At 67.4% G+C, this 19,477-nt stretch carries 12 protein-coding genes and 2 pseudogenes; 4 read left to right on the top strand and 10 right to left on the bottom strand.

Features of this window, described 5'->3' with window-relative positions; translation table 11 throughout:
- Positions 1 to 29: 29 nt before the first annotated feature.
- Positions 30 to 1,397: a nucleobase:cation symporter-2 family protein gene (locus tag OR16_RS22610; protein WP_006160265.1), complete on the top strand. Its 1,368-nt coding sequence runs from the start codon at positions 30 to 32 to the stop codon at positions 1,395 to 1,397.
- 12 nt (positions 1,398 to 1,409) lie between these two features.
- Here the strand turns inward: OR16_RS22610 and OR16_RS22605 are convergent, their stop codons facing one another.
- On the bottom strand, positions 1,410 to 2,579 hold the full coding sequence (locus OR16_RS22605; protein WP_006160264.1) for an HPP family protein: 1,170 nt from the start codon (positions 2,577 to 2,579) through the stop codon (positions 1,410 to 1,412).
- 184 nt (positions 2,580 to 2,763) lie between these two features.
- Here OR16_RS22605 and OR16_RS22600 point away from each other — a divergent pair.
- A pseudogene (locus OR16_RS22600) lies at positions 2,764 to 4,505 on the top strand (chloride channel protein).
- A gap of 17 nt (positions 4,506 to 4,522) precedes the next feature.
- On the opposite strand, the gene OR16_RS22595 reads toward OR16_RS22600, so the two are convergent.
- A complete protein-coding gene (locus OR16_RS22595; protein ID WP_006160263.1) occupies positions 4,523 to 4,945 on the bottom strand; it encodes an Lrp/AsnC family transcriptional regulator in 423 nt (140 codons plus the stop codon).
- Between the two features lie 217 nt (positions 4,946 to 5,162).
- Between OR16_RS22595 and OR16_RS22590 the strand changes: the two genes are divergently transcribed.
- Together OR16_RS22590 and OR16_RS22585 are read left to right on the top strand one after the other, a co-directional pair.
- Positions 5,163 to 6,062 (top strand): dimethylarginine dimethylaminohydrolase family protein, encoded by a 900-nt coding sequence (locus OR16_RS22590; RefSeq protein WP_006160262.1) that lies wholly within the window; start codon positions 5,163 to 5,165, stop codon positions 6,060 to 6,062.
- Positions 6,063 to 6,123: 61 nt separating this feature from the next.
- Positions 6,124 to 7,200, top strand: a complete 1,077-nt coding sequence (locus tag OR16_RS22585; RefSeq protein WP_006160261.1) for an ornithine cyclodeaminase — start codon at positions 6,124 to 6,126, stop codon at positions 7,198 to 7,200.
- Positions 7,201 to 7,393: 193 nt separating this feature from the next.
- Here the strand turns inward: OR16_RS22585 and OR16_RS22580 are convergent, their stop codons facing one another.
- The 8 genes and pseudogenes from OR16_RS22580 to OR16_RS22550 form a co-directional block, all read right to left on the bottom strand.
- Positions 7,394 to 7,996 (bottom strand): helix-turn-helix domain-containing protein, encoded by a 603-nt coding sequence (locus OR16_RS22580; RefSeq protein ID WP_006160260.1) that lies wholly within the window; start codon positions 7,994 to 7,996, stop codon positions 7,394 to 7,396.
- Positions 7,997 to 8,526: 530 nt separating this feature from the next.
- Positions 8,527 to 9,102: a hypothetical protein gene (locus OR16_RS46220; protein ID WP_237717178.1), complete on the bottom strand. Its 576-nt coding sequence runs from the start codon at positions 9,100 to 9,102 to the stop codon at positions 8,527 to 8,529.
- Complete coding sequence (locus OR16_RS46215; protein WP_237717177.1) at positions 9,062 to 9,550, bottom strand: glycosyltransferase family 2 protein; 489 nt, start codon at positions 9,548 to 9,550, stop codon at positions 9,062 to 9,064. Before OR16_RS46215 ends, OR16_RS46220 begins: the two co-directional genes overlap by 41 nt.
- A complete protein-coding gene (locus OR16_RS22570; protein ID WP_006160258.1) occupies positions 9,531 to 10,097 on the bottom strand; it encodes an acetyltransferase in 567 nt (188 codons plus the stop codon). The genes OR16_RS46215 and OR16_RS22570 overlap by 20 nt, the downstream gene beginning before the upstream one ends.
- Positions 10,098 to 10,471: 374 nt before the next feature.
- Positions 10,472 to 11,827 carry a sigma-54-dependent transcriptional regulator gene (locus OR16_RS22565; protein WP_006160257.1) on the bottom strand — a complete coding sequence of 452 codons (1,356 nt, stop codon included), beginning with the start codon at positions 11,825 to 11,827 and terminating at the stop codon, positions 10,472 to 10,474.
- Positions 11,817 to 13,733 (bottom strand): sensor histidine kinase, encoded by a 1,917-nt coding sequence (locus tag OR16_RS22560; protein ID WP_043420674.1) that lies wholly within the window; start codon positions 13,731 to 13,733, stop codon positions 11,817 to 11,819. The genes OR16_RS22565 and OR16_RS22560 overlap by 11 nt, the downstream gene beginning before the upstream one ends.
- 261 nt (positions 13,734 to 13,994) lie before the next feature.
- Positions 13,995 to 15,305, bottom strand: coding sequence for a dicarboxylate/amino acid:cation symporter (locus OR16_RS22555; protein WP_006160255.1), 1,311 nt, complete (start codon positions 15,303 to 15,305; stop codon positions 13,995 to 13,997).
- Positions 15,306 to 15,861: 556 nt separating this feature from the next.
- Positions 15,862 to 19,220 (bottom strand): annotated as a pseudogene (locus tag OR16_RS22550) (diguanylate cyclase).
- Positions 19,221 to 19,477: the final 257 nt, after the last annotated feature.

Raw genomic sequence — 19,477 nt, 5'->3', positions numbered from 1 at the left:
CACGTAACGGCACAAGAGGAGACAACCCCATGAACACCCAAGACCTGACCGGCGACCGGCCGGCCGCAGTCGACCAGGTGCCCGCCCCCGGGCCGCTGGTGATGCTGGGCTTCCAGCACGTGCTGGTGATGTATGTCGGCGCCATCGCGGTGCCGATGATCATCGCCGGCGCGCTCAAGCTGCCGAAGGAGGCGGTGGCGGTGCTGATCAATGCCGATCTCTTCACCTGCGGCATCGCCACCATCCTGCAGGCCGCGGGCATCTGGCGCTTTGGCGTGCGCATGCCGGTGATGCAGGGCGTGGCCTTCAGCGCCATTCCGCCGATCCTCGTCATCGCCACCAACCCGGCGCTTGGCCTGCCGGCGGTGATCGGTGCGGTGATGGCGGGGGGCGTCATTACCATGCTGCTGGCGCCGGTGTTCGGCAAGCTGCTGCGCTTCTTTCCGCCCATCGTGGGCGGGTCCATCGTGATGGTGGTCGGGCTGTCGCTGTTTCCGGTCGGCGTGAACTGGGTCGGCGGCGGGCGCGGCGCGGCGGACTTCGGCGCGCCGCACAACCTGGCGCTGGCGGGTTTCGTGTTCGCGCTGATCCTGGTCATCAACAAGTGGCTCAAGGGTTTCTGGTCCAACGTCTCCGTGCTGCTGGCGCTGGCGGCCGGCATGCTGGTGGCGATCCCCTTTGGCATGGTGGATTTCCATGGCGTGGCCGAGGCGCCGCTGGTCGACGTGATCCATCCCTTCTATTTCGGCTGGCCGGTGTTCGACGTGGTGGCCACGCTGACGATCGTGGTGGTGATGATCATCATCATGATCGAGTCGATGGGTTTGTTCCTGGCGATTGGCGATGTCGTGAACAAGCCGCTGAGCGCGGGCGAGATGACGGATGGCTTGCGGGCCAACGGGCTGGCCAGCTTGATCGGCGGGGCGCTCAATGGCTTCCCCTACACCATCTACAGCCAGAACATCGGCCTGCTGGTGGTGACGGGCGTCAAGAGCCGCTGGGTCGTGGTGGCGGCGGGCGTGATCCTGTGCGCGCTGGGGCTGTTTCCCAAGCTGGCCACGGTCGTCGCCTCCATCCCTCTCCCGGCGCTCGGCGGGGCGGGGTTGTTCATGTTCGGGGTGGTGACCGCGGCGGGGGTGCGCACGCTGGCGCGGGTGGATTTCGAGGGCACGCGGCACAATGTGTACATCGTTGCCGCCACCCTGGCCATCTCGCTGCTGCCCACGTTCTCGGCCACGCTGTTCAATCAATTACCGGGCTGGCTGCAGCCCATCATGCACAGCAGCATCCTACTGGCGTGCGTGATGTCGGTGGCATTGAACCTGTTGTTCAATGGCATGGTGTGTGCCGATGCCCACGCCATGCCGGCGGCGGGCGGATGGCAGGCGAGCCGCTAGCGCCCGCGCGGGTCAGCCTGCCGGCTGCGCATCCGTTTCCACCTTTGCCGGCGGGCCCTGTGCGAGCAGCGCGGCGATCAGGTCCGATTGCGTGACGATGCCCAGCAGCCGCTGCTGGGCGTCCACCACCGGCACCTGATGCAGGCCGCCATCGGAAAACGCCCGCGCCAGTTCCACCATGGGTTGCTCAGCCCGGGCCGTAGCCATGCCGGTGTGCATCAGGTCCTTGGCGGTCCCGGCCCGGACCTGGCCCTCGGCGCCGCTCCGCGCGGCGAGAAGATCCGCCATGCCAAGCATGCCAAGCAACCGCCGCTGCCCATCCACCACCGGCAGCGCCTGGATCCCGTGCCTGAGCAACAGGGCGCGCGCCTCCAGGCCACTCTGCCCGGGCTGCGCCGTCACCACGTCCCGCGACATGATGTCCACGCACCGCACATCGCCAAAGTGCCGGCGATACGCCCGCAACTGCGCGGCCACCAGGATGTCTTCCAGGTCGTCTTCCTCGATGTCCAGGAACTCGCCGCGTGCCTTGAGCACTTCGTCCAGATCGCCGCGGTTGAATCCCACCCGCCCGCTCGGCAGAGGATCGGCGGTGCGGTGCGGGTTGGCGTGTTCGACGGGGCGGTGCGGATAGCGCCGGCGCATCAGGTTGTTGAACAGCAGCGCCACCAGCAGCAGCAACATCGAGTTGACCGCGACCGGCATCACCACGAAGCCAAAGCCAAGCTGGGTCACGGCGTGGCCGCCGAACACCGCGGTAATCGCCACCGCGCCGCTGGGCGGATGCACGCAGCGCAGCTGGAACATGGCGGCGATGGCCAGCGCCACGGCCACCGAGGCGGCCAGTCCAGGCTCGGGGATCCAGCGCGCGCAGGCCACGCCGATCAGCGCCGCGACCAGGTTGCCGCCGATGATGGACCACGGCTGCGCCAGCGGGCTCGCCGGCACGGCAAACAACAGCACCGCGGAGGCGCCCATCGGCGCGATGAACCAGGGGTTGAAGCCGCCCAGCAGGTGACGGCTGATCCATTCGGTGAGCAGCAGGCCGACCAGCGCGCCCAGGCAGCTCTTGATGCGCTCGCGGCGGCCGGCGGCGATCGGCGTGGGGGCAAACGCGCGCAGCCACGCTTGAGCCCGGCCTGGCGGGAAGTCGGCTACGGAGGGGGCCTGGGATGGCGGCATGGGTCTCGTTTTCTTGGGGTTGTGCGGGCGAATGCGCGTAATAGCGCACCTGGATCGCCTTGGCATCGTGCTCCGGAAATCCAGCGCGCAAATATATCATGGCGTGATACATTCCGCTTTCCGCGGACCGTGTTCCTCCTGTGCTCCGCGCCACGTCCTTCGCTTCATTCGCCAGAGCCTCACCATGCACTTTGAGAAACGCGACTACGCCGTCGACCGCCGCCTGCTTTTGCTGGCAGCCCTGGCGCCCCTCATCGGGGCGATCAGCACGGCGGCTGCCGTGCTGCTGCTGAACCTGATCCGGTTCTTCACCAATCTGTTTTTCTATCAGACGCTGTCGCTGGCGGAGCGCACGCCGGCGCAGCATGCGCTGGGGGCATGGGTCATCGCGGTGCCGGCAGTCGGTGGCCTGCTCGTGGGCCTGATGGCGCGCTACGGCAGCGACAAGATCCGTGGCCATGGCATCCCGGAAGCCATCGAGGCCGTGCTGTTCGGCAAGAGCAAGATGTCGCCCCGGGTGGCCGTGCTCAAGCCGCTGTCATCCGGCATCGTGATCGGCAGCGGCGGGCCGTTCGGCGCGGAAGGCCCGATCATCATGACTGGCGGCTCGATCGCCTCGCTGCTCGCGCAGTACCTGCATCTCACCGCGGCCGAGCGCAAGACGCTGCTGGTGGCGGGCGCCTGCGCCGGCATGACCGCGATCTTCGGCACGCCGGTGGCGGCGGTGCTGCTGGCCGTCGAGCTGCTGCTGTTCGAGCTGCGCCCGCGCAGCTTGCTGCCGGTGGCACTGGCTTGCGCGGTAGCCGGCTTCCTGCGCACGATGGTGTTTGAGCCGGGCCCCTTGTTTGCGCTGCATACCGCGTCGGCAACCACCGTGGCGCTGGGCTCGTGCATTGTTGCCGGGCTGCTTTGCGGCGTGCTGGGCGCCGCGCTGACGCTGGCGCTCTATCGCACCGAGGACCAGTTCTCCAAACTCAAGCTGCACTGGATGTGGTGGCCTGCGATCGGCGGGCTGGTGGTCGGCATCGGCGGCTATTTCGAGCCACGCGCGCTGGGCGTGGGCTATGACGTGATTGCCGACCTGCTGCACAACCGCATGGCGATTGGCGTGGTGGTGGCGCTGCTGACGGTCAAGGCCATCATCTGGGTGGCAGCGCTGGGCTCCGGCACGTCGGGCGGCGTGCTGGCGCCTCTGATGATGCTGGGCGCGGGCCTTGGCGTGGCACTGGCGCCGTGGCTGCCCGGCGGGCCTCGCCGCAGTTGTGGGCGCTGGTATGCATGGCGGGCGTGCTGGGCAGCGTGCTTGGCGCGCCGCTGACCGCCATCGTTTTTGCTTTTGGCCTGACGCATGACAGCAACGCATTGCTGCCGCTGCTGCTGACCGTCGCGGTGGCGCATGGCTTCACGGTGCTGACCATGAAGCGCTCGATCATGACCGAGAAGATCGCGCGCCGCGGCCTGCATATCTATCGCGAATATAGCGTGGATCCGCTTGAGCGCCAGCACGTGGCGGATTTGATGACCACGGCTGTGGTGAGCGTGGATGGCGAGCTGCCGGTCTGCACGCTATGGGCGCGGCATTTCGGCGAGCATGCGCCGCACCGCGGCTATCCCGTGGTGTGCGCGCAGCGCGTGGTCGGCATGCTGGAGCGCAATGCGCTGCGCGGGCGGGAGGCATCGATGGAGGCCGGCCGCGCGCTGATGGCGCCGTTGCAACCGCACCAGGTGCTGCTGCCGGCGCAGACCGCGCGCATCGCCGCGGGGCGCATGGCGGAGCTCGGCGTCAGCCGGCTGCCGGTGGTGGCAGACCTGGTTTCCATGCGCCTGGTCGGGGTGGTCTCGTTGCGCGACCTGCTGCGCCCCAGCGGCCAGGTGCTGCACGAGGAAACCCGGCGGGAACGGCTGCGCGGCGCTGCCGCGGCGTAGGCGCGCCGCGTGCCGACCTAAAGCTTGTAGCTCGACAGCAGGATGCTCGTTTCCGTGGCGGCAATGCCATCGATCAGGCGGATGCGGTCCAGCGTGCGGTCGAACGCCTCCAGCGAATCCGCGCGCAGCTCGGCAATGATGTCCCAGCGCCCGTTGGTGGTGTGCATGGCCTGCACATTGGGCTCGCCGCGCAGTGCCTGCAGCACGGCGCGGGCCTTGTTGCCTTCGACCGCGATGGTCATCCAGGCGCGGATGCGGTGCGCCTCGGCTTCCGGCTTCAGCCGCACCGTGTAGCCAACGATCAGTCCTTCCTTTTCCAGTTTGTCGATGCGGTTCTGCACGGTGGCGCGCGAGACGCGTAGCGCCTTGGCGAGGGCGGTGGCCGGCGTGCGCGCGTTGTCGCGCAGGAGGGCGAGCAGTTGACGGTCGGTGTCGTCCATGGCGGGTTGTGGAGGGGGGGCTGAGGATGGGCCTTTACCTGCATTTTCGATGCGGCTGGCGATTCGCTAATTCTAGCTGGCGTTTTGCAATAAGGCACAGGCAAATTGCGCAACTTGCTGTCTTTTAGTTAGCGCGGCATGGCACCAGAATGCAGGCATTCACTGACCTTCACAGACCGTCACTGACCCCCGCCACCCACCACCCAAAGGAGCCAGCGTGATCAACCAGCCCACCATCCTGCTTGTCGAGCCCACCCACTACGACGTGTCGTACAGCATCAACCCGTGGATGGACCCCGGCCTCTGGGCTAGCGACCCGCGCGGCATGCATCGCAATGCGGTGGCCTCCTTCGAATCCCTGCACGCGGCCCTGCGGGCGGCCGGCTTCGCGGTGGAAACGGCGCCCGGCGCACCCGGCCTGCCCGACATGGTGTTCCCCGCCAATGCCGCCGTGGTACTGGACGGCCACGCCGTGCTGGCGCGCTTTCGCTATCCCCAACGGGCCGGCGAGGAAGCGCCCTTTGCGCGGATCTTCGAGGGCCTGCGCGAGCGCGGCCTGATCGACTCCGTCAGCCTGCTGCCCGAAGGCTGCTACCAGGAAGGGGCAGGCGATTGCATCTGGGATGCGGTGCGCGGCCACTTCTGGGCCGGCTTCGGCCCGCGCTCCTCGCGTGCCGCGGCCGATGCCATGGCCAGCCATTTCGGCCGCGAGGTGGTGGCGCTGGAACTGGCCACCGAGCAGAGCTATCACCTCGACGTGTGCTTCTGCCCGCTGTCCGGCGGCGAGATCCTCTACTACCCGCCCGCCTTTACGCAGGACGCCCTGCGCACGCTGCGCGAGCGCGTGCCGGCCAGCCTGCGCATCGAGGCAAGCGAGGACGACCTGCGCCACTTCAGCGTCAATGCGGTCAACCTGCATGACCAGGTGGTGATGACACGCACCACACCGCATCTGCGCGCCGAACTGGGCCAGCGCGGCTACCAGTTGCGCGAGGTGGACCTGTCGCCGTACATGCTGTCCGGCGGCGGCGCCTACTGCATGACGCTGCGCCTGGACCGCAACAGCGGCCCGGCCCAGGCGATCGCCGCGGCCGAGGGCGCCGCCGTGGCGGCGTGAGCTGCGCGCGCAGGACAAAAAACTCAGGCCGAGCCAGGCAAAGCCAACCAGGGAGAACACCATGAAGGAGATCGCCATGACCCGCTTTCTGGATGCCGCCGATGTGGCGGCGCTGGTGCGCGCCACGGGCGTCGCCACCGCCATCACGCAGATGGCGCATCACATTCGCCAGGATTTTGCGCGCTGGGACGCGTTCGATAAATCCGCGCGGCTGGCTACGCACTCCATCGACGGCGTGATCGAGCTGATGCCGGTGAGCGACGGCGTGCAATACGCGTTCAAGTACGTCAACGGCCATCCGCGCAACGCGCAGAACGCCATGCCGACCGTGATGGCCTTTGGCGTGCTGGCGGAAGTGGCGAGCGGCTTCCCGTTGCTACTGTGCGACCTCACGCTCGCCACCGCGCTGCGCACCGCCGCCACGTCGGCGCTGGCCGCGCAGGCAATGGCGCGGCCCGGCGCCACCACGTTGGCGCTGATCGGCAACGGTGCGCAGGCGGAGTTCCAGGCGCTGGCCTTCCATGCCATGGTCGGCATCCGGGAGATCCGCGCCTATGACATCGATCCCGCCGCGACGGCGCGGCTCGCGCGCAACCTGGCAGGCGTGCAGGGGCTGAAGGTGGTGGCGGTGGATTCCGTGCGTGCAGCAGTGGAGGGTGCCGACATCATCAGCACCGTCACCGCCGACAAGACGCGGGCCACCATCCTCACGCCCGACCTGGTCCGGCCCGGCGTGCATATCAATGCGGTAGGCGGCGATTGTCCGGGCAAGACCGAACTGCACCCGCAGATCCTGCGCCAGGCGCGCATCGTGGTCGAGTACGCGCCGCAGACCCGCATCGAAGGCGAGATCCAGCAATTGCCGCCTGATACGCCAGTAACGGAGTTGTGGGAGATTTTTTCCGGCCGGGCGGCCGGGCGCACCGAAACGGGGCAAGTCACGGTGTTCGACTCGGTGGGGTTCGCGCTGGAAGATTATTCCGCGCTGCGCTGGCTCCATGCCGCGGCCCACGCGCAGCATCGCGGCAGCCACGTGGAACTGGTGGCGACGCCGCCGGACCCCCGCAATCTCTACGGCTGGATGATGGACGCTGGGGTGCCACAGCCAGTGCGCGAGCCGCTGGCGGCGCTGGCCTGAAGCGGCGGCTCATGCAACAACGCCGCAGTCGTGGAGTCACGAGACTGCGGCGTTGTGGTGTGCGGTTTATAGCGGGTGCCACGCCCACGGGTAACGGGCAAGGCAAGCCGGACGGCCGGGTAACGACCGGGCAGATAGCTGCCGGTGAAACTGCTTGATGTTCTGGATGTTGCCTTGGCGGCACGCGCCCGGATCAGCCCGCCGCGCCGCGGGTCATCATCAGTTGCGCGCGCAGGAAGCCTTTGACCTCTTCCAGCGAGGGCGTCTTCAGGAACACCATGATGCCCCATTGCTGCAGCGCATCGGCCACGCCGTCATAGGCCTGGCGGTTGGTGATCACGGCGAAGATGACGTTCTGGCGCGCAAAGAAGTTTTGCAGCTTCTCGATCGTGGCTGACTCGGCATCGGTGAGTTCTTCCACGTAGTACAGCACCACTCGCGGATGCGAGCTGACCGAAGTAATGATGGTATCCACCACGTCCTCCACCACCACGCTTTTCAGGGGCAAGCCCCATTTGCCCAGTTGCGCGTGAATGCGCTGGGCTTCCTGGTGGTTCGGGTGAAACACCACCAGGTCGAGTTCATGCACAGACGGAAGCTCCTGCCCCACACGCGTGGCCAGCAGGCGATGCACGGTCTCCTTATGTATGCGCCGGTGGCCGCCGTTGGTCTTCCAGGCCCCGAGTTCGCCACGCTCCACCATCTTCTGCACCGTGCCCAATGACACATTGAGCAGCTTCGCCGCGGTACGCGTGCTGTAGTAAGGCTTCTCAGCCAGTTCTGAATCCAGTTTCATCCGTTCACCCGTTAACTAAACACACCGCACTGCGAGAGAAACAGCAGTGACAGCGCGAGCCTTCCGCGCTGGTTTGGGCCCGGCAACACACGACAACGCGCGCAATGAAGACGGTTGCATGCTGGCACCGTTAAGCCTCTTGTACGACCTTCCCTCGCTTTATGGGGGCGCGAGAGCGAAGGTGCTCCCGTGGTCGTGCAACGGCGCGATCTATGTCACTGGTGCCTTCTTCTCCCAACAGAAGAATGCCAGCCTCGAATCATATGCGGTATCGAACATAAGCAACCAGACGGCGTGCCAAATATTTCGAAATCGAATCGAACCGTCCCACTTCTGGGTTTAAACGCACATTGCCTCGTTTTGGCAGACACGAGCGACCGCGAATTTGTAGCAAACAATGCAGACATCTGAAGCGTTTGTGCCGGACAGGCAGCCCCGTCGGAGCGTATGGCGCACATGGGGCGCACATGGCCGCGCGGCCACCCGCTGCGGGAATGACAAATATGACGTAGGCAGCAATTTCGCCACCGTCAAGGATTTCGTCTGCTTGCCGCCGCCACGGTTTGCCTGGCCGATGCGACTGGCATATTGCCGAATTCACTGTCGCCATCGGGTGTCAATCCCGGTATCGGGAGGGACGGGCGCACAGGCGCCGGCACGCTTTCGGGGCATACGGATGCCGGATCCGGCGCGGGCAGCGCCATGGACTGCTCCAGCTCGCGCGTCTTGATCACGATGAAATACTCATAGATCGACTGCAACACGGCGTAGGTGAGCCCCGCCCGTCCGTCGAGGAAGCCGCGTTTGCCCAGGTACAGGATCGCGAACTTGACGAGCGGGCGCATCGGCAGGCGGAAGAACAGTTCCTTCTGGTGCGCGCGGCGCTGGTGGAAATCCGTCGCAAACAGCGCTTCGGTCACGCTGAACGCTGCCTTGCCGCGCCGGTTCTCGATGATCTGCATCGCTTCCAGCCCGCTGTAATTGTTGTGGCGGCTGATCCAGTGGGTCACGCCTTTGCTGAACGGGTAGTGATCGAGGTAGCCCGTCAGTTCGCCGGCCGGGCCGTCAGGAATCGACACCGGATTGACCAGGCGCTCGTAGCGCATGTGGTTGGGGGGGGAACACGCGGGTGTAGAAGGGCGATGCCTGTACATGGCGCAGCCACGTGTCGAGGAAAAAATCGCGCCGCTGCACCCGGAACGCGACCTCGTCGCGCGCCGCGCGCACCGCGGCCCGGGCTTGCTCCACAAGCTCGGGCGTCATGCGCTCGTCGGCATCGATGTAGAACACCCAGGGATGGCGGAAGCCGATGTGCCGCAGGCCCCAGTTCTGGTGGCTGGCCCAGTTGTCGAACACACGCTGCGTGACGTGCGCGCCAAAGCGCTTCGCGATGGCCACCGTGGCGTCGCTGCTCATCGAGTCGTACACGTGGATGTCGTCGGACCACGCCACGCTTTGCAGGCAGCCCGGCAGGTCCTGCTCCTCGTTGCGGGTCAGGATCAGCACGGAGATGCCCGGCGCTTGCATGAGCTGGCTAGGCTGAGGACTTGGCATGTCTTACCCTCGTGCTGATGGCGCGGGCCGGGATGCCCGCGTAGACGGTCCATGGCGTGCGCAGGCTTTTGCTCACCACCGCGCGTGGCGCGATCACCGCGCCCTCGGCCAGCGTCACACCAGGCGAGACGAAGGCCTCGGCGCAGATCCACACGTGCGCCGCGAGCACGATGGGATGGGCTACCAGCTGGAAGTTGGCGCTGTTGTAGTCGTGCGTGCCGGTGCACAGGTGCGCGCCCTGCGAGACCACGCAGAAATCGCCGATCTCGATCGGCGCCATGTTGTACAGCGTGACCCCATTGGCCACGCCGACATGGCTGCCAACGCGCAGGTTCCACGGCGCCCAGATCTTCACGCCTGGGTAGATATGCACATGCTGGCCCAGCCGCGCCCCGAACAGCTTCAACAGCGCCGAGCGCCACACATGCAGCGGGCGCGGGCTGGGCCGGAACAGGCACAGCCAGACGCATTGCCAGAGCTGGCGCTGAATCCGGTTGCCCAGCGAAAACGAAGCCCCGGTAGTCGGGTCGTTTCCTTGAAGGATCATCGTCGGTCCGCTCCCACTTGTTGGCGGCTCGCTCATGCACGGCAGCGCCGGGCGGCAACGGTGCGACCGCTGTACGGGCCTGCACCACAGTCGCCGGTCCCGGTTGCAGGCCGGGCTTTGCCCCGCACCGGCCGCGCCAGGCACCGCAAGATGCAAAGCGCGCGGGAAGGGGTGAAGCCATAGTGGCGCGGCGTGCCCGCCGCTTCGGTGCGGCACCTCACACAACGAAAAGACGGACCGCAACGAAGGCGGAGGACGGAAGAGGGACGGAAGGGGAGGGACGAATGAGGGGAGCGCGCCGCCGCGGGAGGCGCGACGGCAGCCAGGTGGCCGCCGTTGAACAAGCGGCAGCCCGGGCCGCCACTAGGCGATTTTCAAAGCCGGTACTTCCTGACCTTATCGAACAATGTCGTCTTGGCAATCCCCAGCGCTTCGCTGGCCCGGCTGAGATTCCCCTCGTGCCTGCGCATGGCATCGGCAATCATGGCCCGCTCAAACTGCTCGACCGCCTGCGCCAGCGGCAAGGCTGCCGGTTCGGCCGTGCCTTGGCCCGGATTGCACCCCAGCCCCAGCACATGGCGCTCGGCCAGGTTGCGCAACTCGCGCACATTGCCCGGCCAGGGGTAGGCCATCAGCACGGCCAGCTCCGCCGGCGTGGCGGGCTGCGCCTCGCGCTCGAAGCGCAACGCCGCCTGCGCGACAAAATGCTCGAACAACGGTGGCACGTCGTCGCGCCGCTCGCGCAGCGGCGGCAGCTCCAGCGTGACCACATTGAGCCGGTAGTAGAGGTCGGCACGGAACTGGCCGGCCTGCGAGAGCGCCTTCAGGTCCGCCTTGGTGGCCGCCACCACGCGGGTGTTCACCGGCACCGGGGTATTCGAGCCAAGCCGCTCCACCACGCGTTCCTGCAGCACCCGCAGCAGCTTGATCTGCATCTGCATCGGCATGCTCTCGATCTCGTCGAGAAACAGCGTGCCGCCCTCGGCGTGCTCGATCTTGCCGATGCGCCGCCGTGCCGCGCCGGTGAACGAGCCGGCCTCGTGGCCGAAGATCTCGCTTTCAAACAGTTGCTCGGGCAGGCCGCCGCAGTTGATCGGCACGAAGTGCCGCGCGCGGCGCGAGCTGGCTTCGTGCAGGCAGCGGGCGACCAGTTCCTTGCCGGTGCCGGTTTCGCCGTGGATGAGCACGTTGGCGGCGGTGTCGGCCAGGTCGGCGATCAGCTTGCGCAGCCGTTCGATCGATGGTGAATGGCCGATCAGGCGCGCCTGCAAGGTGTCGCGCCCGGCCAGCTTCCTGCGCAGCTCGGCGACTTCCAGCACCAGCCGGCGCTTTTCCAGCGCGCGCTGCGTGACCTCGACCAGGCGCTCCGGCGAGAACGGTTTTTCCAGGAAGTGGTAGGCGCCGGCCTTCATGGCTTGCACCGCCAGGCTGACGTCGCCGTGGCCGGTGATCATCACCACCGGCAGCGCGTCGTCGCGGCCCCGCAGCTCATGCAGCAGCGCCATGCCGTCGATGCCGGGCAGGCGGATATCGCTGACCACCACGCCGGGGAAATGACTGCCGACTTCGCGCAGCGCGGCCTCGGCGCTGGCCACGGCGCGCGTGGCAATGCCTTCCAGCCGCAACGCCTGCTCGCAACCCAGGCGCACGTCGGGGTCGTCTTCGACGATCAGCACGGTTAGCCGCGCTGGGTCGATCGCGCCCAGGGAATCGTTCGGGTCAACTGCCATGACGGCTCTCCTGCTCCGGCCTTGCCAGTGGCAGCACCAGCGTGAAGCACGCGCCACCGTCCGGGTGGTTGCTGGCCTCCAGGCTGCCGCCGACCTCGCCCAGGATGCCGGCCGACAGCGTCAGGCCGAGGCCCAGTCCCTGTCCCGCCGGCTTGGTGGTGAAAAACGGCTCGAACAGCCGCGCGAAGGCTTCCTCGGACAGCCCGGGACCGTTGTCGCGGATGGTCAGGCGCAACTTGCTGCCCGCCAGGTGGCTGCGCAACTCCAGCCGGGGCGCGGGGCTGCCGGCCAGCGCGTCGAGCGCATTGCCGATCAGGTTGACCAGCACCTGCTCGAGCCGGTTGGGGTCGCATGTGACCATCAGCCCCGGCTCGATCTGCCGGGCCAGTTCCGGGCGTACGGCCTGCAGGCGCGTGTCGAGCAGGAACAGGGCGTTGTCGATGGCATCGTCCAGCGGCGCCAGGCGGCCGGCGAGGGCGCCATTGCCGGGCTTGCGCGCGAACGACTTGAGCGCGCCGGTGATGCGCCCCATGCGCTCCACCAGCCCGATGATGGTGCCCAGGTTGGCCTGCGCGGTGGCGTTGTCGCCGCGCTCGAGGAATTTCTGGGTATTGCCCGAGAGCGTGCGCAGGGCCGCCAGGGGCTGGTTGAGCTCGTGGGCGATGCCGGTGGACATCTGCCCCACCGCGGCCAGCTTGCCGGCCTGCAGCAGGCCATCCTGGGCCTGGCGCAGCGTGGCTTCCGCGCGGGTGCGTTCGGCGACTTCCGCCTGCAGGTGCTGATTGGCGGCGGACAGGTCGGCGGTGCGCTCCGCGACCTTGCGCTCCAGCTCGCCGTTGGCGGCCTCCAGCGCCGCGCGCGCGGCCATGCGTTCGCTGGCGATGCGCCGGCGCACGTTCCAGGCCGCCGCCAGCAGCAGCAGGAAGGCGGTCAGCACGCCGGCCAGGGCGGCGGTGCTGAGCGCGGCAACGCGGGCCTGCGAGGTGTTGGTGAGCAGCGTCAGGTGCCAGTCGGTGCCGACCAGCTCGGCCTCCTGCGCCAGCATGGGCGGGCCGCGCCGCAGGCGGACCAGGGCGTCGCTGTCGGACAGCTTGCGCACTGGCGTGAGCTCCAGCTGCGGCAGCGCGGCGCGGTTGTATTGCAGGTTGCGCTGCAGCCGCTCGCGCAGCTCGGGCGCGATTGGCTTGAGCGCGGCCAGTTTCAGGGACGGGTCGGAAGCCAGGATCACCACGCCGTTCTCGTCCGTCAGCAGCATCTGGGCATCGGCGCCCTGCCAGCGGTTCTCCAGGGGCTCCAGGCCGACCTTGACGACCGCCACGCCGCTTGGCTTGTGGCGATCGCCCAGCGGCGCGGAAAGATAATAGCCGGGCTCGCTGCGGGTGGTGCCCACCCCATAGAAGCGGCCCAGCTGGCCGTCGGCGGCATCGCTGAAGTAGGGGCGGAAGCTCAGGTCTTCGCCCAGGTAGCTGTCGGGGCGCTGCCAGTTGCTGGTGGCGAGCACGTGGCCGCGGGCATCGAGCACGAACACCACGCGGGTGCCGGCGCGGCCATTGACGGCGCCCAGATACTGGTTGGCGGCCTCAACGCGCGCCGGATCGTCCGGGTGCGCCAGGAGGGCGGCAATCTTGTCATCCAGCGAGAGCAGGCTGGGCACGTAGTCATAGCGCGCCAGCTCGCTTGACAGGGCCTGGCCATACAGGCGCAGCTGCACCTGGCCGCGCTCGCCCTGGCGCGCCAGCGCGTTGTCGTAGCTATACCGGTAGCCCACGGCGCCAGCCAGCCCGATCAGTGTCGCCAGTGCCAGCATGGCCACGAGGGGCACCCACGGGCGCAGGCGGCCGGCGCGAGCGGAGGTGCCGTGCGGGGCACCTTGCGGGGTTGCGTGTGATGGGAGCTGGCCGGTCATGGGGGCGGGCAAAATGCGCAAAGGGCGAAGGCGAAGGAACTCGGTCGCGGGCAGTGGGCCCGACTGGTTAAGACTGGGGGCGCGGGCAAAAGTGCATCGTGCGAAGGGGTAAGGGTGGGGGTCGGAGTGCCAATGCGCATATTGTGCGATGGCGGCGCCCGCAGCGAACCCGTCTTTTACCATATCGCGCAATGCGCGCCACCGGAAAGAAAAAAGGCCCGGCCACCTGATCGGTGGCCGGGCCTTGGCGCGCTGGCAGTGTTACTTGCCGGCCAGGACCTGAACGGGTGTCAGGCCGCGGTTGCCGTCGGCAGCGGGGTCATCCGCTTCTTCGGGCACCGGCGCGCCGATGGCGCCTTCGCTTTTGGCGACGACGGTTGTGGCAATGGCGTTGCCAAGCACATTGGTCACGGTACGGCCCATGTCGAGCACGTGGTCGATGCCCAGCACCAGCAGGATGCCCGCCTCGGGCAGGCCGAACATCGGCAGCACCGCGGCCACCACCACCAGCGAGGCACGCGGCACGCCGGCAATGCCCTTGCTGGTGACCAGCAGCACCAGCAGCATGGTGACCTGCTGCGAGAGCGACAGGTGGATGCCGTACACCTGCGCCACGAACAACGCGGCGAAGGACGTGTACATGATCGAGCCGTCCAGGTTGAACGAGTAGCCCAGCGGCAGCACGAAGCCGGTGATGCGTTCCTTGACGCCAAAGCGGCCGAGCTGCTCGATCACCTTGGGGTAGGCCGATTCGCTGCTGGCGGTGGCGAAACCGATCATCAGCGGCGCGCGCACCATCTTGAGCAGGCGGAACACGTCGCGGCCGAGGAAGAAGTAGCCACCGGCGATCAGCGCCACCCACAGCAGCGCCAGCGACAGGTAGACCGCGCCCAGCAGCTTTGCGTACACGACCAGCACGCCCAGGCCTTCGGCGGTGATCACCGCGGCGACTGCGCCGAACACGCCGACCGGCGCAAAGGCCATCACGTAGTTGGTGATCTTCAGCATCACGTGCGAGAGGCCCTCGATGCCAGCCAGCACGGGCTTGCCGATGCCGTCCTTGAGCGTGCCGAGGGCAAAGCCGAAGAATAGCGAGAACACCACGATCTGCAGGATCTCATTGGTGGCCATGGCCTCGACGAAGCTCTTGGGGAACATGTGCGCGATGAAGTCGCGCAGGTTCAATGCCCCGGTCTTCAGGTTCGAGGCCGCGTCCGCCGCCGGCAGCGCCAGGTTCATGCCTTCGCCCGGGCGCAGCAGGTTGGCCATCAGCAGGCCCAGCAGCAGCGAGGTAATGGACGCGGCGATGAACCATGCCATCGCCTTCATGCCGATGCGGCCGACGGCCTTGCCGTCGCCCATGCTGGCGATGCCGCTGACCAGGGTGGCGAACACCAGCGGCCCGATGATCATCTTGATCATGCGCAGGAACACGTCGGTCAGGATGGACAGGTGGTCGGCGATGGACTTGGCGGCGGCGGGGTCCGGCGCATAGTGGTGGGCTGCCGTGCCGGCCAGCACGCCAAGCAGCATCGCAATGAAAATCAGGGTGGGCAGTCGGTTCAGTTTCATCAGAAGTCGGGCCGATGCGCCCGGCCAGTGGCCGGACGGCTGTTTTGCGGGGGGCTGGCAGCCTTTTGGCGTGGCGCCGCGGTCTGGGGGACAGCGCCATGCGGCCTTAGCCGGAAATTTCAGTGCCTGGTCAGTGCCGAATCGAGGCCTGACGTGCGAGGCGCGGCATGCGCCCGGCGCCCACCGCAGTGGCGGGCAAGGTCGGCAAGGCGGGGTCAATCATTTGTTTCCTCCTTTGTTTTTTGGTCCGGGCCGGCGCGGGAGCCGACCGTCGACCTCTATAGCGGCTTGGAGCCGGCGCATACATTGCACGAGGCGTGCCAGGTCCGGGGTCATGCCGGAGCTGCCTAAGCCACTGAAAAACAAGGGGAAATTAATGTGCGCCCCCGGTCACGGTTCGGATTTCCGTGCAGCCGGGGCCGTGGGGCGTTCGGATTTCCGAACGGTCGGCGGGGGCGGAAGCGGCGCCGGCGCCCGGAGGGGCGCCAGCGAGTGATTTGGGGGACATTTTCGCGGCTGGCGCGTACCTGCCGCGCCGACGCTTGAGCCAGGTGGCTTAAACGTTATCCGCGGGCAGCGTCGGGCAGCTTTCCAGGAACTGTTCCAGTGGCATCGGCCGCCCGATCACATAGCCCTGGGCATAGTCCACGCCGAGCGAGCGCAAGGCCTGCAGCGTTTCCTCGTCCTCCACGGATTCGGCCACGGTCAGCATGCCCAGGCGATGGCCGATATCGTTGATCGAGCTAACGATCTCGCGGTCCACCGCGCTGCCGGCCAGGTGGCGGATGAAGCTCCCGTCGATCTTGAGATAGTCCACCGGGAACTGCTTGAGATAGGAGAACGACGACAATCCTGCCCCGAAATCGTCCAGCGCCACGGTGCAGCCAGCGCTGCGCATTTCGGTCACCAGGCGATTGGCCGCTGCCATGTTGTTGATCAGCGCGGTCTCGGTGATCTCCAGCTGGATGCGGCTGGCGGGCAGCACGGAATCGTGCAGTTCGGCGTGCAGGAACGGCAGCAGGAACGGCTCGCCCAGCGAGTTGGCCGACAGGTTGATGGCCACCGTCAGGTTGGGCATCGCCGTCAGGCGCGCGCCGAATTCGTGCAGCACGTGGTGGATCACCCAGCGGTCCACGTGGCCCATCAGGTCATAGCGCTCGGCAGCCGGGATGAACGCGCCCGGCATCACCAGCTTGCCTTGCTCGTCGACCATGCGCACCAGGATCTCGATATGGCGGCCGGCCTGGTTGTGCGCCTGCAGCGCGCGGATCTCCTGGGCGAACAGCCGGAAGCGGTTCGCATCCAGCGCCGAGTGGATGCCGGCGGCAACCTGCAGTTCCTGGTGGTGGCGCTGGGCGTCGCTTTCATCGCGCCGGTACACCGAGACGCGGCTGCGCCCGGCCGCCTTGGCGGCGTAGCAAGCGACATCGGCGCGGCTCATCAGCTCGCCCATCGGCGGCGTCTCGTGGTCGATGGCGGTAATGCCGATGCTCGCGCCCACATCGTAGACGCGCCCTTCCCACGGGAAGCGCTGGCCGCGGATGGCGTCGATGATCTTCTGGCACACGCGCTCGGCCTGGTCCACCGTGCAGTCCTTGAGCAGCAGCGCGAATTCGTCGCCGCCAAGGCGGGCGAGCAGGTCGTCCGGCCGCACGTGGTAGCGGATCACGTGGCCGAGTTCGCGCAGCAGTACGTCGCCCGCAGCATGTCCGGCCGTGTCGTTGACGATCTTGAAGCGGTCCAGGTCGATAAAGCACAGCGCGTGATGCTGCTGCTGCGCAGCCGCTTCTCGAACCAGATGCGGTTGGGCAGGCCGGTGAGCGCGTCGTGCGAAGCCGAGTGGGCCAGCTCGCGCTGCAGCGCGCGGGCGCTGGTGATGTCCTGGAACACCAGCACCGCGCCAATGACCTCGCCGGTGGCCGTGCGCACCGGCGCGGCGGAATCCTGCACGTCATGGCGGTCGCCGGTCAGGCTTTGCAGCACCGCGCCGTCCTGCAGGTAGACCGGGCGCAGGGTCTGCAGGCACTGTTCCACCGGGCTGGGGATCGGCGCGTCGGTATGCTCGTCGACGATGCGGAAGATGGATTCGAGCGGCTGGCCGGCGGCCGACTGCATGGTCCAGCCGGTGAGCTGCTCGGCGATCGGGTTCATGAAGGTCACGCCCATGGTGGCGTCGGTGCAGATCACCGCGTCGCCGATGGAGCGCAGCGTGATATGCAGGCGTTCCTTTTCCTCGAACAGCGCCTCGGTGAGGCGGCGCTGCTCCGTGATGTCCCAGTTGGTGCCGATCATGGACAGCGCGGTGCCATCGTCCTGGCGCAGCACCATCGCCATGGCGCGGATGTGGCGCACCTCGCCGCCGGGGCGCTGGATGCGGTATTCGGTATCGAAGGCGCGCATGCCGCGCACCGCCTCGCGCATCTCGCGCGACGCCTGCTCGACATCCTCGGGATGCACCATGGCCGTCCAGCGCTTGATGTCCGGCGTGCCCAGGGCGGGATCGACGCCGTGCAGCGCATGCATGCGCGCGTCCCATTCGATCGCGCCGCTGGCAATGTCCCACTCCCAGATGCCCACGCCGCCGGCTTCCACCGCCAGCTGGGTGCGGCGCGACAGCGCCTCGAGCTTTTCCAGCGCGGTCTTGCGCTCGTCGATGTCCTCCACCTGGGAGATGAAATGCAATGGCTTGCCCGTGTTCTCATCGTGCACCAGGGAGACGGCCAGCAAGGCCCAGCGATAGCTGCCGTCCTTGTGGCGGAAGCGCTTTTCTATCCGGTACGACTCGATCTCGCCAGCCAGCAGGCGTTCGACCTGGTGCAGGTCGGGGGCGAGATCGTCCGGGTGGGTGATGGTCGGGAAGGGCAGCGTCGCCAGCTCGGCGGCGTCATAGCCGAACAGGTCGCAGATGGCGCGGTTGACCTGTAGCCAGTTGCCATCCAGCCCCACCAGCGCCATGCCGATGGCCGAGTGCTCCATGGCCTGGCGAAAGCGCCGCTCGCTGGCGCGCAGTTCGCTGCGGTCGCGCCGGTTCTGCTCGAGCAGGAAGGCGATGCAGATCGGGAACACCATGATCAGCGCGGTCGACAACTGCACCGACTGCAGCAGGAACGGCTCGTTCGCGCCCAGGCCGAGCGATGCGGTGATCAGCCCCAGCGCCACCGTGCCGCAGATGGCCAGCAGCGTCAGCAGGGCAGTGGCAAAGGGGTTGGTCAGCAGCGCCGCCAGCACCAGCGGCAGCGCCATCACCACGAACGGCTCGTTGCTCTTGTATAGCGCCACGCCGCCCACCGCCAGGCTTAGCAAGAGCAGGCCGGCAAAACGGGGCAACTGCGCGCGCAGGAAGGTATCCGCGAAACGCTCGCGCGTGATTGATACCATCAGCGGCAGCAACATGACGATGCCCATCGAGTCCGCTGTCCACCAGGTCCACCAGACCGAGCTAAAGCCGCTGCGGTATGCCGTGCTGATGGTGGCCGCGCCGACGGTGGCGCCTACCGCCGGCCCCAGCGTGCTGGCCGCGCCCAGCGTCAGCGCGAAGCGCGCCAGCGGGCCCGGGCGGGAGAGCGTCGCGCCGCCGGTCATGACGCGCGCCAGCCACGCCGAGAAGGCAATCTCGGCGACGTTGCCCAGCGCCAGCGCCAATGCAATGGCGGGGCTATCGCCCATGGCCGCGTTGGCCGCCGCGCCTGCCACCAGCATCCCGGCCAGCTGCCACGGCGCGTCGCCGCGGCGCCGGTGTAGCAAGATGCCGAGGCCGAATGCATTAGCCAGCCAGAGCATGGCCACGTTGCCCGGGTAGCGCGACACGGCCAGCCCGGCCAGGGCCAGCAGGAAGAAGGCAAAGGCGGATAGCGACACGCGCTGCCAGCGCGGGTAGTTGATGGGCAAGGGGCGGACATCCAAATCTGGCGTCATGTGGCGTCGGCCTGAAGCTGCGTTTTCAAAATTGGGGCAATGGGCTTATGGGTTTACGAGCGGTTTACGAGCTTATGGGCTTATGGGCGGGCGTTGGGGCAAGTTGCACGCACGGCCCAGCCTAGTGGATCAATATAGCGACGATATGCCGGAAGCACGAGGCGATAAACCGCGGTGTGTTCCCGCTGTTCGGGCTGGCGCCGGACGCCGTTTTGGGGTAGGAGCGCGGCCGGCAGCAGCCCGGAACCGGCCCCGGC

It is taken from the genome of Cupriavidus basilensis OR16, assembly GCF_000243095.1.
Classification (GTDB): domain Bacteria; phylum Pseudomonadota; class Gammaproteobacteria; order Burkholderiales; family Burkholderiaceae; genus Cupriavidus; species Cupriavidus basilensis_D.
The sequence above is the reverse complement of the archived record's forward strand: the minus strand, read 5'-3'. Positions and strand labels throughout refer to the sequence as shown.